Raw genomic sequence first — 12,649 nt, forward strand, 5'->3', positions numbered from 1 at the left:
GATAAACCGCGGCACGCCTTTCGCGGCCACGGACCGCTCCTACGGATGGCCTCGACCTTGCGTAGGAGCGGTCATCGGCCGCGAAAAGGGCGCCGCGTAGCATCAGATAAACCGCAGCGCGCCCTTCGCGGCCACAGACCGCTCCTACGGATGGCCTCGACCTCACGTAGGAGCGGTCTTCGGCCGCGAAGGGGGCGCCGCCGATCCAGCGGATGCCCCGCTACAGCGCTTTTTCGAAGATCTTCGAATTGCGCTGGTAGTTGTACAGCGAGGCACGCGCCGAGGGCAGGCGTTCGACGCCGCTGGGCACGAAGCCACGCTCGCGAAACCAGTGCGCCGTGCGGGTGGTCAGCACGAACAGGGTGTTGAGCCCCAGCGCGCGCGCGCGCTCCTCGATGCGCTCGAGCAGCTCGTCGCCACGGCCGCCGTGACGGTATTCCGGATTCACCGCCAGGCAGGCCAGCTCACCGGTCTGCGAATCGGCGATCGGGTACAACGCCGCGCAGGCGATGATCATGCCTTCACGCTCGACCACGCTGAACTGGGTGATCTCACGCTCCAACACCTCCCGCGAGCGGCGCACCAGAATGCCCTGCTCTTCCAGCGGGCTGATCAAGTCCAGCAGCCCACCGACGTCTTCGATGTTGGCTTCGCGCACCTGTTCGAACTGCTCTTGCGCCACCAGTGTTCCGCCGCCGTTGCGCGTGAACAGTTCGGTCAGCAGTGCACCGTCTTCGGCATAGCTGACGATATGCGCGCGGCTGACGCCACCCTTGCACGCCTGGGCGGCGGCATCGAGCAACTCGCCCTGGTAGTCGTTGCCCAGACGCAGCAAGTGCGCCGGTACCTGCTGCGGACGCAGCTCGCGCACCAGATGACCGGTTTCGTCGAGCAAGCCCGGCTCGGCGCCGAACAGCAGCAACTTGTCGGCTTCCAGGTCGATGGCCGCTCGCGTGGCCACGTCTTCGCAGGCAATGTTGAAGATCTCGCCAGTGGGCGAATAGCCCAGGGGCGACAGCAGCACGATCGAGCGTTCGTCGAGCAGGCGGTTGATGCCTTTGCGATCGACCCGCCGCACTTCACCGGTATGGTGGTAATCGACGCCCTCGACCACGCCGATCGGCCGCGCCGTGACCAGGTTGCCGCCCGCCACGCGCAACCGCGAGCCCTGCATCGGCGAGGACGCCATGTCCATGGACAGGCGCGCCTCGATGGCGATCCGCAGTTGACCTACCGCATCGATCACGCATTCGAGCGTGGCCGCGTCGGTGACCCTCAGGTTGCGATGGTAATGCGGACTCAGGCCGCGCGCGGCCAGGCGGCTCTCGATCTGCGGGCGCGACCCGTGGACCAGCACCAGGCGCACGCCCATGCTGTGCAGCAGCACCAGGTCGTGGACGATATTGCCGAAGTTGGGGTGGGCAACGCCTTCGCCGGGAAGCATCACCACGAAGGTGCAGTCACGGTGGGCATTGATGTAGGGGGAAGCGTGGCGAAGCCAATTCACGTAGTCGGGCATGACAGCAAAAGCCTGTAGAAAAGTGGGACGAAAAGCATCACTCGGCGCACAGCGGTATGAGGGTTATCGTCGTGACAGGCTTGGCAACACGCGTGCACTCCTTGCATGGATGGTGGCCTGGGTAGAGGTCAGATTCAGGTGATCACCGATTCGAGGCAGTAATGTCCGATCAGTTCACGCAATAGACGCACGGTAGGCTGCAAACGTGACATTTCGAGGTATTCGCCGGGCTGGTGTGCGCAGGCGATGTTGCCCGGACCCAGCACCAGGGTTTCGCACCCCATGCTCTGCAGGTATGGCGCCTCGGTGCCGAAGCCCACGGCGGCTGCAGTGTGCCCGGTGAGGCGTTCGGCGACCCGGACCAGCTCGGCGTCGGCACGCTGCTCGAACGGCGGTACCTCGGCGAACAGCGGAGCGTAATCGATCTTTACCTGATGCCGCTCGGCCAATGGCGCCAGCTTGCCGAGAATCGCGGCACGCAGGACCTGCGGGTCCATGCCCGGCAACGGCCGCAGGTCGAACTCCAGCGAGCATTGCCCGCAGATGCGGTTGGGGTTGTCACCGCCGTGGATACAACCCAGGTTCAAGGTCGGCTGGGGCACACTGAACTGCGCGTTGTTGTACTCGCGCTGCCACTCTCGACGCAGGCTCAGCAACTCGCCGATCGCCCCGTGCATCGCTTCCAGGGCGCTGTGGCCCAGGCTTGGGTCCGAGGAATGGCCACTGCGACCGAGGATGTCGATGCGCTCCATCATCACCCCCTTGTGCAGACGGATCGGCCTGAGCCCGGTCGGCTCGCCGATGATCGCGGCACGGCCCAGCGGGCGACCGGCCGCGGCCAGCGCCTTGGCGCCGGACATCGAGCTTTCCTCGTCACAGGTGGCAAGGATGATCAGCGGCTGCTTGAACGGCTGGTCGATCAGGCCGCGCACCGCCTCGATCGCCAGCGCGAAAAAGCCCTTCATGTCGCAACTGCCCAGTCCGACCCAGCGTCCGTCGACCTCGGTGAGCTTGAGCGGATCAGTGCTCCACAGCGCCTCGTCGTAGGGCACCGTGTCGCTGTGCCCGGCCAGCACCAAGCCGCCGGGGCCACTGCCGAACGTGGCGATCAGGTTGAACTTGCCGGGCTCGACCTGCTGGATCTCGCAGGCGAAGCCCAACTCGGTCAGCCAGTTGGCCAGCAGATCAATTACCGGACCGTTCGACTGGTCCAGGCTTGGCTGGGTGCAACTCACCGAAGGCGCCGCGATGAGGGCGGCGAACTGTTCCTGCATGGACGGCAATGGCATGGCGAACCTCCCGGGGCGAGCCCCATCATAGAGCCATCGGGCGCCAAGAATAAACCGCCGTGGCGCGACTGCTGTACACTGCACGGCCTTATCTAGTCATCAGCGCGTTGTTGTCCGCCAGCGCTTGGATTGCCTCCTCATGCACAAAGAAACCGAAATCAAACTGCGCGTCAGCCGCGAAACGCTCGCTGCCTTGCGTGAGCACCCTCTGCTGAAGAAGCGCAACAAAAGTGGCTGGGAGCGCCGAGAGCTGTTCAACCAGTACTTCGACACGCCTGAGCGCGAACTGGCAGCGGCCAAGGTTGCCCTGCGCCTGCGTCGCGACGGCGATGAAGTCATCCAGACCCTCAAGACCCGCGGCAGCAGCGTGGCCGGGCTGTCGCAGCGCAACGAGTACGACTGGACCTTGCCCAAGGCCAAGCTCGACCTGAAGAAGCTCGATGGCGAATGCTGGCCCGAGCAGTTGGCCGAGCTGGACAAGAAGACCATCAAACCGGTGTTCACTACCGACTTCGTGCGCGAGCGGGCAGAGATCGCCTGGGGCCGCGGCAAGGCTCGGGTAGTGATCGAAGCGGCCCTGGACCTGGGCAAGGTCATTGTCGGCAAGCAGTCCGAGGAGATCTGCGAACTGGAGCTGGAGCTGCGTGAAGGTGAGCCATCGGCATTGCTCGAGCTGGCCGCCGAACTGGCCGAGAAACTGCCGCTGATGCCCTGTGACATCAGCAAGGCCGAGCGCGGCTATCGTCTCAGCGATCCGGACAGCTATGCCCTGAGCCTGCCGGCGCCAGAGCTGAACGCCGAAACCACGCTCGACGACGCCTTCACCGCTCTTGCCTGGCACCTGTTGGCGAACAGCCAGCGCCTGGCCGAGCAGTACCGTTTCAATGGCCACTGGCGTCTGCTGCAGGACTGGGTGCAACAACTCGTCGAGTTGCGCGGGTTGGTTGGCAGTCTGGGCCAGGCCGCTCCGCGCACCAGCAGCAACGAGCTGCGCACTTCTCTCGATGCGCTGCTCGAAGACTGGCGCCCGCTGGTGCAGGCCGGGCAGGACGACGAAGACGTGCGCAAGGCCGCGCCCGAGCAGTTCGCCGAAGAACTGCTCGACGTGCGTTGGGGCCAGTTCTCGCTGAACACCTCGCGCTGGCTGCTGGGCCGTCTGTGGACGGTCGAGCGCAACAACCGCGGCAACCGCCAGGGCTCCGCCCAGCTGCAAAGCTGGCTGGGCCACCTGCTGGCCGAAGAAGGCACGGCGCTGCAACTGTCGCGCTACCAGCAGCAACCCGAGGACCTGGCCGAGCAGTTGCCACGCATCGAGCGCATCCAGAGCTGGCTGCATCTGGCCCGCAGTGTGCTGGACGTGCCTGAAGTGGACCGCCTGTTCGGCGAACTGAACAAGCTGCACGCATTGGCCAGCCTGGATATCAGCGACGAAGTGCTGGACGCGCGGATGCAGCAAGCCATTGCCGTGAGCCAGAATCGCGCCTGGAAACTGCTGCTGCGCAAGTAAGCTTTGCGGTGTTTTTCCGATCTCTTCGCGGCTGCCAGCCGCTCCTACAGGGTATTGTGAACCTGTAGGAGCGGCTGACATCGCGATTCACCGATTCACCGATTCACCGATTCACCGGCAGACTGGTGGTCGACTTGATTTCGGACAGCGCCACCGTCGAATTCACTTCTTGAATGCCCGGCACCATCGACAGTTTCTCGAAGAAGAAACGCTCGTAGGCCTCGATGTCCGGCGTGACGATGCGCAGCAGGAAATCGACGTTGCCCATCAGCACATAGCACTCCAGCACCTCTGGAAAGCCGCGTATCGCTTCGGTGAACTCGGTGAAGTTCGAGCGGCCGTGGGCGTTGAGTTTCACCTCGGCGAATATCTGCGTGTTCAAGCCGATCTTCTTGCGGTCCAGCAGCGTCACCTGTGCCCTGATCACCCCCTCTTCCTTGAGCCGCTGGATGCGTCGCCAGCAGGGCGACTGCGACAAGCCCACCTGCTCGGCGATCTGCGCGCTGGAAAGCGTGGCGTCGTCTTGCAGCAACGCCAGGATGCGCCGGTCATAGGCATCCAAAGAATTTTGCATAGAAATGCCCCTGATCTGGTGCTTCTGGAATTGCACAATTCAAGATAGCTCAATAACTCGCCAACTCAGGCAAGAAATACCCGTGTTAGCGTGGGAAACTTTCTCCCATCGACCACGGAGATCACCCAATGTCCGCCTTTGAACTGCTGACCTCGCCACGCCCCGATGTCTGGGCCGCAGGCAACCTGACCACGACCGTGCAGTTCAGCCTGAGTGCCGAGATCGAGGCCGACGTGCTGTGCCGGGTGCTCAATCTGTTTGCCATGCAGTACCTGATCCCCCGGCAGCTCGCTGCATCCCAGGTAGCGGACAGCCTGCAGATCCAGGTGCAGGTGGGCGAGTTGACCTGGCACCGCGCACAGGTGATCGCGGAAAAGATGCGCAACCTGATCAGCGTGTTCGATGTGCAACTGGTCGATGCCCAGCACCCGGCCGAGGTGCAGGCGTACGCCTGAGCGGTAGACAAATGCGGCAACGGTTGCCATGACGGCGACTTCCGGCACGGGCGCTAGGCTGTGTAGCACGACAGATCGCGCACCGCCAAGGAGGCCCCCGCATGACGCTCGTCGCCACCCCCCGCCGACATCGCCACGAAGGCGGCCTGAGCCTCGATGACCTGATCGACGACCTGCTCGTCGAAGGCCTCCTCGAACCGAACACCGCCAGGACACTGCGCGACGACTTCAAACAGGGGTGCGCACGCCCGGCCCACCCCCTGCAACGGCTCGCCGACTGCCACTTGCCCGACCCGCGCCAACCGGGGCAACTGCTGACGCTCGACGCCCTGAGCCGGTGGCTGGCGGACCACGCCGGACAACCCTATCTGCGCATCGACCCGCTGTGCATCGACGTTGCCACCGTGGTCGCCCTGATGCCCCAGGCCTTTGCAATACGCCACAACATTCTCGCCGTGGCCGTGGACGAACACAGCGTCACCATCGCCAGCGCGCAGCCCTGGCAGCGCCAGTGGGAAGCCGACCTGGCCCAGGTGCTCAAGCGCTCGATCAAACGCGTGGTCGCCAACCCCGTGGACATCCAGCGTTTCACCGAACAATTCTTTCAGCTGGCGCGCTCGGTCAGCGGCGCCAGGGTCCAGGGCCAGCCCGGCGCCGCTGGTAATCTGGAACAACTGCTGCAGCTGGGCGACATGGCCACGGTACCTGCCGCCAGCGACCAGCATGTGATCAATATCGTCGACTGGCTGTTTCAGTACGCGTTCGAGCAACGCGCCAGTGACATTCATATCGAGCCGCGGCGCGACTTCGGTGCGCTGCGCTTTCGCATCGATGGCTTGCTGCATGGCGTGTACCGTTTCCCCGAGCAGGTCACCCTGGCCATCGTCAGCCGCCTGAAAAGCCTGGGGCGTATGAACGTCGCCGAGAAGCGCAAACCTCAGGATGGCCGGATCAAGACCCGTCTGCCACAGGGCCAGGAAATCGAACTGCGCCTGTCCACCCTGCCCACCGCCTTCGGCGAAAAGCTGGTGATGCGCATCTTCGACCCTCAGGTGTTGCTCAAGGATTTTGCCCAGCTCGGCCTGGTGGCTGAAGACCTGCGGCGCTGGCAGCAGATGACCTCCCAGGCGCACGGCATCGTGCTGGTCACCGGACCCACGGGGTCGGGCAAGACCACCACGCTGTACACCACCCTCAAGCAGCTGGCGACCCCGCAGATCAACCTGTGCACCATCGAAGATCCGATCGAGATGGTCGAACCGGCGTTCAACCAGCTGCAGGTGCAGCACAACATCGACCTGGACTTTGCCAGTGGCCTGCGCGCACTGATGCGGCAGGACCCGGACATCATCATGATCGGCGAAATCCGCGACCTGGAGACGGCCGAGATGGCGATCCAGGCGGCCCTGACCGGCCACCTGGTGGTGTCGACCCTGCACACCAACGATGCCGTGGGCGCGATCACTCGCCTGCTCGAGCTGGGTGTCGCACACTACCTGATCAAAGCCACGGTGCTGGGCGTCATGGCGCAGCGCCTGGTACGCACGCTGTGCCAAGACTGCAAGGCGCCGGTGCGCATCGATCCGAAGAGCTGGCAGGCGCTCATCGAGCCCTGGCGCATGGCCGTGCCCGAGGGTGCGCGGCGGGCCGTCGGCTGTCCGCGCTGTCGCGACACCGGTTACTGCGGGCGTGCCGGGGTCTATGAAGTGCTGCTGTTGAGCGATGGCGTCAAGGCCTGCATCGACGCCGACACCGACCTTGTCGCGCTCCGGCGCCAGGCGTGCAGGGAAGGCATGCGCAGCCTGCGCCTGAGCGGTGCACGGCAGATCGCCGCCGGCCTGACCACGCTCGAGGAGGTGCTGCGCGTCACCCCGCGCAGCGAGTCGATGTGACGCCACGGCGATAGCCAAGCCGTTGGCCTTGGGGAACTTGGACGTGGTTGGCCGTATCCAACGTGCGAACGACAACTGCCCCGGATTACATTCGTACCGGATCACACTGTGGAGTCTCGATCATGCGCCTCAAAACCGCCGTTGCTACCCTCGCGTTGCTGTCCCTGCCCGTAAGCTCGGCAATGGCCGACCCCTTCTGGCGCAACGTGCTCTCTTCCGGCGCCACCACCGGCTCCTCCTACCTGACCTTCAAGGATCACAAGCTGATCATTGCCGCCCAAGACGATGCCGGCAGCTTCGTCGCCAGCGAAGGCGGTATCCGTGGTCCGTATCTGGAAGCCGCGATCCACAAGGTGCGCGCCGAGAATCCTGGCCTGCAGGCTTCCGACATGGATCTGGCCAACGCCATCCTGGCCAGGAACGCCGTCGCCGACAACTGATAGCTCAGCCATGAAAAAACCCTCGCACCCAGGTGCGAGGGTTTTTTTGTGTGCAGGTTTTTTGCACAGGTGCAGGCGAGGGGCCGTGGGCCCCCTGCCGCTGTCAGCGCACCAGGTGCAGGAACTGCATGTGCCGTTCGTACTGGTCGAGGATATCGTTGATGATCTGCTCCTTGCTGTAGCCGACCAGGTCGTAGTCCTGGCTGCCTTCGGCCAGATGCACCTCGGCGCGGTAGTAGCGTCGGTTCTTCAGTTCCTGGTTGCCCATGCCGCCACGGGCGAAGGAGGGCGTGAAGTAACCGCGCATCTGCACCTGATAGATGAACGGACGTTCTTCACCATGACCGATCTCGAAGATCACGTTGTCGTGAGGGGTGTCCTCTTGCGCAACGGCATCCAGGCCCTTCTCGGCGAACGATGCGGTGACTTCGGCCACGGCCGGCCGTACGTGGGTGTCCATGAACCGGTACACCTCGTCACGCGAAGGGAAGCTCACAGCCTGGCTCAACCGCTGTCGCCAGCCACCTCGCCCTGGCCGCGAGCTGGCAACCGGCGCCAGCGAATACAGCTGGGCAATCTTGCGCTGGCTTTCCATGTGGAACGCCTTATGCAGCCCCCACATCATCGCCAGCAGAATGATCGAGAACGGCAGCGAGGTCAGCACCACCGCCGATTTCAGCGAGTCGATGCTGCCGGCGAACAGCAGGCCACTGGTGACCAGCGCGGTCATTGCGCCCCAGAACACCCGCAGCCATTTCGGTCCATCTTCGTCAGGGTTGCCGCCACGTGCCGACAGGGTGGAGAGCACGACGGTGCCCGAGTCGGCCGAGGTGACGAAGAACACGAAACTGATGAACACCGTAACGGCGATCACCGTCCTCGCCCATGGGTAGGTTTCGAGCAGCAGGTAGAGGGTCATCGACGGGTCATCGATGGCCGACTGGCCGATGGCAGCCATGCCATGGTTGATCACCTGGTCGATGGCGCTGTTGCCGAAGATCGACATCCAGGCCAGGGTGAAGCCCAGTGGAATCAGCAGCACGCCGAAGACGAACTCGCGAATGGTGCGTCCGCGCGAGATGCGCGCAATGAACAGCCCCACGAAAGGCGACCAGGCAATCCACCAGGCCCAATAGAACACCGTCCAGTTACCCAGCCAGTCGCTGGGTTTGTCGTAGGCGTAGACGTCGAAGCTCTTGCTGGGCAGTGCACCCAGATAATCGCCGACGTTCTGCACCAGAGTGCTGAGCAAGTGCTGGGTCGGCCCGGCGAACAGCACGAAGAGCAACAGCGCACAGGCCAGCAGCATGTTGATGTCGGACATCACCCGCACGCCCTTGTCGACACCAGAGACCGCCACCAGAATGGCTGCACCCATCATCAGGGTGATCAGGATCACCTGCACCCACTGGGTGTGGGCCACCCCGAACAGGTAGTCCAGGCCGGAATTGAGGTGCAGCACGCCGAACCCCATGTCGGCACCCAGGCCGAAGATGGTGGCGATGATGCCGAAGCCGTCCACCGCGTAGCCGATCGGCCCGTTGATGCGTTTGCCGATCAGCGGGTAGAGCGCCGAACGCAGCGCCAGTGGCAGGTTGTGGCGATAGGCGAAATAGGCCAGGGCCATGCCGACGAAGGCGAACACGCCCCACCCGTGCAGGCCCCAGTGCAGGAACAGCAACTGCATGGCTTGGCGCGCAGCTTCCTGGGTGCCCGGCTCGCCCTGCGGCGGTTGCAGCATATGGGTCAGCGGTTCGGAGACGCAGAAGAAGAACAGCGTGATGCTGATGCCGGCGGCAAACAACATGCCGGCCCAGGACAAATAGCTGAACTCGGGCTCGTCGTGATCGGCCCCCAGCTTGATCTTGCCGTAGCCCGACAATGCCGTGACCACGACGAATACCAGGTACAGGGTCATGGCCAGCATGTAGTACCAGCCCACCGTATTGGCGGCCCAGCTTTGCGCTGCCATCAGCCACTGACCAGCGGCCTGCGGAAAGGAAATGACGACGATGCCGAAAATCAGGATGAAGCTGGCGGCGAAGTAGAACACCGGAGGGTTCATGCGCACGTTGCCGCTTGGCGCTGATGAAGATGCACTCATGCGCGGTGCACTCCACACGTTCGTAAATGGAAGAAACTGGGCGTTTTCAGCAAGGGATGGCCTCCTGTTGAACGCGAATCGCGATCCATGGTTTTATTGAACGAGCGTTCAATTAAAACACGACTGATGGGTAGATGGCCAATTGATAGGCCGAACGGTCCTGCCTGGCAGGCCGTTCGCGGCGTCCTGCGCGGCCTATTTCTGACTGCCGTCGTCGTGCACCAGGTTGGCTTGGGTGAGGTTGCTGCCCGCCGGCACGGTGCGCGTGAGCCAGACGTTGCCGCCGATGGTCGAGCCCTGGCCGATGGTGATGCGACCCAGGATGGTCGCGCCAGCGTAGATGACCACATCGTCCTCGACGATCGGGTGGCGCGGATGACCTTTCTGCAGTTGCCCGGACTCGTCCGCCGGAAAACGCTTGGCGCCCAGGGTGACCTGCTGGTAGATACGCACCCGCTCGCCGATGACGGCGGTTTCGCCGATCACTACGCCCGTGCCATGGTCGATGAAGAAGCTTGGGCCGATCCGCGCGCCGGGGTGGATGTCGATGCCGGTCGCCGAATGCGCCAGTTCCGAGCTGATACGCGCCAGCAACGGTAGGCCGGCGAGATACAGATGGTGAGCGAGGCGATGATGGATCACCGCGAGCACGCCTGGATAGCACAGCAATACCTCATCGACACTGCGCGCCGCGGGATCGCCGTGATAGGCGGCCAGCACGTCGGTGTCGAGCAGGCGCCGCAGGCCCGGCAGCGCCGCCGCGAAATCCTGGATCAGTTCCAGGGCCCTGGCGTCGACGGCGGGCAAGTCGCAGTCGCCATTGCGCGCGGCGTAGCGCAGTTCCAGGCGGGCCTGGGTCAAGAGTTCGTTGAGCGCGGCGTCCAAGGTATGGCCTACATAGAAGTCTTCGCTTTCTTCGCGCAGGTCCACCGGCCCCAGGCGCATCGGGAACAACGCGCCGCACAACTGCTCGAGCACCTTGGCCATGGCCTCGCGCGACGGCAGCTCGCGGCCTCCCTGCATGCCGCAACTGCGTCCGTTCTGCCGGCGCCAATCGGAGCGCGCCTCATGCAACTGGCCGACGATGGACTGCAACTGCCAGTGGCCTTTGCGTGCCTGAGGGATGTCGTTCACGGTTATACCCTGCCTTGTGTGGAAACAGCGATGGCCGCCAATTGGCGCCCACCATACGGGAAAAATCCAGGCGGCAAAAAGAACGCTTTGGACGTGTCGTGGAGCATCTGAACATAAGCCGTGGTCATACGTTCCGTGGGCGCCGAGGGGGCTTGTGGGCCAGCGTGGCGGTGCCTATAGTCCTGCTTTCCAATTGCGCCTTCGCGTCGACGGCCGGTAACCGCACAGGTGGCCGCCAGCGCTGCGAAACCCTCCCTCATCTCAAGGATTCGCCATGAATTTTCCCGCGTTGCGCAAACACCTGCTGATCGCCGGCCTGGTTCTGGGCAGCTCGCTGCTGGGCCAGGCAGTGGCTGGCGAACAGCTGCAGAAAATCAAGGACGCTGGCGTCATCAATATCGGCCTGGAGGGTACCTACCCGCCGTTCAGCTTCGTCGATGAAAACGGCAAGCTGACCGGTTTCGAAGTGCAACTCTCCGAAGCGCTGGCCAAGGAACTGGGCGTCAAGGTCAAGCTGCAACCGACCCCGTGGGCCGGTATCCTGGCAGCGCTGGAGTCCAAGCGCCTCGACGTCGTGGTCAATCAGGTGACCATCTCCGAGGAGCGCAGGAAGAAGTACGACTTCTCCAAGCCCTACACCGTGTCCGGTATCCAGGCCGTGGTCGCGAAGAAGAATGCCGACAGCATCAAACAGCCGTCGGACCTGGCCGGCAAGAAAGTCGGCATGGGCCTGGGCACCAACTACGAGCAGTGGCTCAAGGACAACGTGCCGAGCGCCGTGGTGAAAACCTATGACGACGATCCGACCAAGTACCAGGACCTTCGCGTAGGCCGCATCGATGCGATTCTGGTTGACCGTCTGGCCGCATTCGACCTGATCAACAAGACCAACGAAACCCTCGCCCTGGCAGGCGACGCGTTCTCGCGCCAGGAAGCCGGGATCGCCGTGCGCAAGGGCGAACCGGAACTGCTCAAGGCGCTCGACGACGCCCTCGACAAGCTGCGCGCCGATGGCACCCTGGCCAAGCTGTCCAAGCAATGGTTCAGCGCTGACGTCACGCAATGATCGAGAGCAGCCTGCAGCTGATGCTCGATTCGGCACCCTTTCTGCTCAAGGGTGCCTACTACACGGTCTTCCTCAGCCTGGGCGGCATGTTCTTCGGCCTGCTGCTGGGGTTTGGCCTGGCGCTGATGCGGTTGTCCAGAAGCCGCCTGCTGAGCTGGCCGGCCAGGGTCTACGTGTCGTTCTTTCGCGGCACGCCGTTGCTGGTGCAGCTGTTCGTCATCTACTACGGCCTGCCGCAGATCGGTATCGAACTGGACCCGTTGCCGGCTGCCCTCATCGGTTTTTCGCTGAACATGGCCGCCTACGCGTGTGAAATCCTGCGGGCGGCGATCGCGTCCATCGAGCGCGGCCAGTGGGAGGCAGCTGCCAGCATCGGCATGACCCGCGCGCAGATCCTGCGTCGGGCCATCCTGCCGCAGGCCATGCGCACCGCCCTGCCGCCACTGGGCAACAGTTTCATTTCGCTGGTCAAGGACACGGCGCTGGCAGCGACCATTCAGGTACCGGAACTGTTCCGCCAGGCGCAGTTGATCACCGCGCGCACGTTCGAGATCTTCACCATGTACCTGGCGGCCGCATTGATCTACTGGCTGTTGGCAAGCGTTCTGGCGCACCTGCAGAATCATCTGGAACGGCGGGTCAACCGCCACGACCAAGAGGCATGAAGCA

11 protein-coding genes are annotated in these 12,649 nt (G+C 63.7%); 6 read left to right on the forward strand and 5 right to left on the reverse strand.

The genetic code is table 11. The annotated features are described in order from the left end of the window. Window positions 1-220: 220 nt before the first annotated feature. Together argA and argE are read right to left on the reverse strand one after the other, a co-directional pair. Window positions 221-1,519, reverse strand: a complete 1,299-nt coding sequence (argA, locus tag IFT57_RS20400) for an amino-acid N-acetyltransferase (RefSeq protein WP_122715941.1) — start codon at window positions 1,517-1,519, stop codon at window positions 221-223. 134 nt (window positions 1,520-1,653) lie between these two features. Then, window positions 1,654-2,808 carry an acetylornithine deacetylase gene (argE, locus tag IFT57_RS20405; RefSeq protein WP_192152490.1) on the reverse strand — a complete coding sequence of 385 codons (1,155 nt, stop codon included), beginning with the start codon at window positions 2,806-2,808 and terminating at the stop codon, window positions 1,654-1,656. 139 nt (window positions 2,809-2,947) lie between these two features. Here argE and IFT57_RS20410 point away from each other — a divergent pair, with 139 nt between their 5' ends. Continuing rightward, window positions 2,948-4,315, forward strand: coding sequence for a CYTH domain-containing protein (locus IFT57_RS20410; RefSeq protein WP_192152492.1), 1,368 nt, complete (start codon window positions 2,948-2,950; stop codon window positions 4,313-4,315). 103 nt (window positions 4,316-4,418) lie between these two features. On the opposite strand, the gene IFT57_RS20415 is transcribed toward IFT57_RS20410, so the two are convergent. Then, window positions 4,419-4,889: an Lrp/AsnC family transcriptional regulator gene (locus IFT57_RS20415; RefSeq protein WP_192050034.1), complete on the reverse strand. Its 471-nt coding sequence runs from the start codon at window positions 4,887-4,889 to the stop codon at window positions 4,419-4,421. 128 nt (window positions 4,890-5,017) lie between these two features. Between IFT57_RS20415 and IFT57_RS20420 the strand changes: the two genes are divergently transcribed. The 3 genes from IFT57_RS20420 to IFT57_RS20430 all read left to right on the forward strand — a co-directional run bounded on the left by IFT57_RS20420 (window position 5,018) and on the right by IFT57_RS20430 (window position 7,676). Next, window positions 5,018-5,344, forward strand: a complete 327-nt coding sequence (locus IFT57_RS20420) for a hypothetical protein (protein WP_244657390.1) — start codon at window positions 5,018-5,020, stop codon at window positions 5,342-5,344. Window positions 5,345-5,445: 101 nt separating this feature from the next. Next, window positions 5,446-7,236 (forward strand): GspE/PulE family protein, encoded by a 1,791-nt coding sequence (locus IFT57_RS20425; protein WP_192152493.1) that lies wholly within the window; start codon window positions 5,446-5,448, stop codon window positions 7,234-7,236. 122 nt (window positions 7,237-7,358) lie between these two features. Then, window positions 7,359-7,676, forward strand: a complete 318-nt coding sequence (locus IFT57_RS20430) for a DUF2388 domain-containing protein (RefSeq protein WP_122479854.1) — start codon at window positions 7,359-7,361, stop codon at window positions 7,674-7,676. 103 nt (window positions 7,677-7,779) lie between these two features. On the opposite strand, the gene betT is transcribed toward IFT57_RS20430, so the two are convergent. After that, window positions 7,780-9,741: a choline transporter BetT gene (betT, locus tag IFT57_RS20435; RefSeq protein WP_192152584.1), complete on the reverse strand. Its 1,962-nt coding sequence runs from the start codon at window positions 9,739-9,741 to the stop codon at window positions 7,780-7,782. Between the two features lie 234 nt (window positions 9,742-9,975). Beyond that, window positions 9,976-10,914 carry a serine O-acetyltransferase EpsC gene (gene epsC / locus IFT57_RS20440; protein ID WP_122796207.1) on the reverse strand — a complete coding sequence of 313 codons (939 nt, stop codon included), beginning with the start codon at window positions 10,912-10,914 and terminating at the stop codon, window positions 9,976-9,978. 274 nt (window positions 10,915-11,188) lie between these two features. Between epsC and tcyJ the strand changes: the two genes are divergently transcribed. Together tcyJ and tcyL are read left to right on the forward strand one after the other, a co-directional pair. After that, entirely contained in the window at window positions 11,189-11,980 is a 792-nt protein-coding gene (gene tcyJ, locus IFT57_RS20445) for a cystine ABC transporter substrate-binding protein (protein ID WP_192152495.1), read from the forward strand. Beyond that, the gene (tcyL, locus tag IFT57_RS20450) at window positions 11,980-12,645 is read left to right on the forward strand and encodes a cystine ABC transporter permease (RefSeq protein WP_122716140.1); all 666 of its coding nucleotides are present in this window, start codon (window positions 11,980-11,982) and stop codon (window positions 12,643-12,645) included. Before tcyJ ends, tcyL begins: the two co-directional genes overlap by 1 nt. Window positions 12,646-12,649 lie beyond the last annotated feature (4 nt).

The sequence above is a fragment of the Pseudomonas sp. CFBP 13719 genome (assembly GCF_014842095.1).
Lineage (GTDB): Bacteria > Pseudomonadota > Gammaproteobacteria > Pseudomonadales > Pseudomonadaceae > Aquipseudomonas.

Excerpts from the sequence above, each read along its gene's own strand:
- argA (WP_122715941.1), bottom strand. The coding sequence starts at position 1,519 with ATGCCCGACTACGTGAATTGGCTTCGCCACGCTTCCCCCTACATCAAT.
- argE (WP_192152490.1), bottom strand. The coding sequence starts at position 2,808 with ATGCCATTGCCGTCCATGCAGGAACAGTTCGCCGCCCTCATCGCGGCG.
- IFT57_RS20410 (WP_192152492.1), top strand. The coding sequence starts at position 2,948 with ATGCACAAAGAAACCGAAATCAAACTGCGCGTCAGCCGCGAAACGCTC.
- IFT57_RS20415 (WP_192050034.1), bottom strand. The coding sequence starts at position 4,889 with ATGCAAAATTCTTTGGATGCCTATGACCGGCGCATCCTGGCGTTGCTG.
- IFT57_RS20420 (WP_244657390.1), top strand. The coding sequence starts at position 5,018 with ATGTCCGCCTTTGAACTGCTGACCTCGCCACGCCCCGATGTCTGGGCC.
- IFT57_RS20425 (WP_192152493.1), top strand. The coding sequence starts at position 5,446 with ATGACGCTCGTCGCCACCCCCCGCCGACATCGCCACGAAGGCGGCCTG.
- IFT57_RS20430 (WP_122479854.1), top strand. The coding sequence starts at position 7,359 with ATGCGCCTCAAAACCGCCGTTGCTACCCTCGCGTTGCTGTCCCTGCCC.
- betT (WP_192152584.1), bottom strand. The coding sequence starts at position 9,741 with ATGAACCCTCCGGTGTTCTACTTCGCCGCCAGCTTCATCCTGATTTTC.
- tcyJ (WP_192152495.1), top strand. The coding sequence starts at position 11,189 with ATGAATTTTCCCGCGTTGCGCAAACACCTGCTGATCGCCGGCCTGGTT.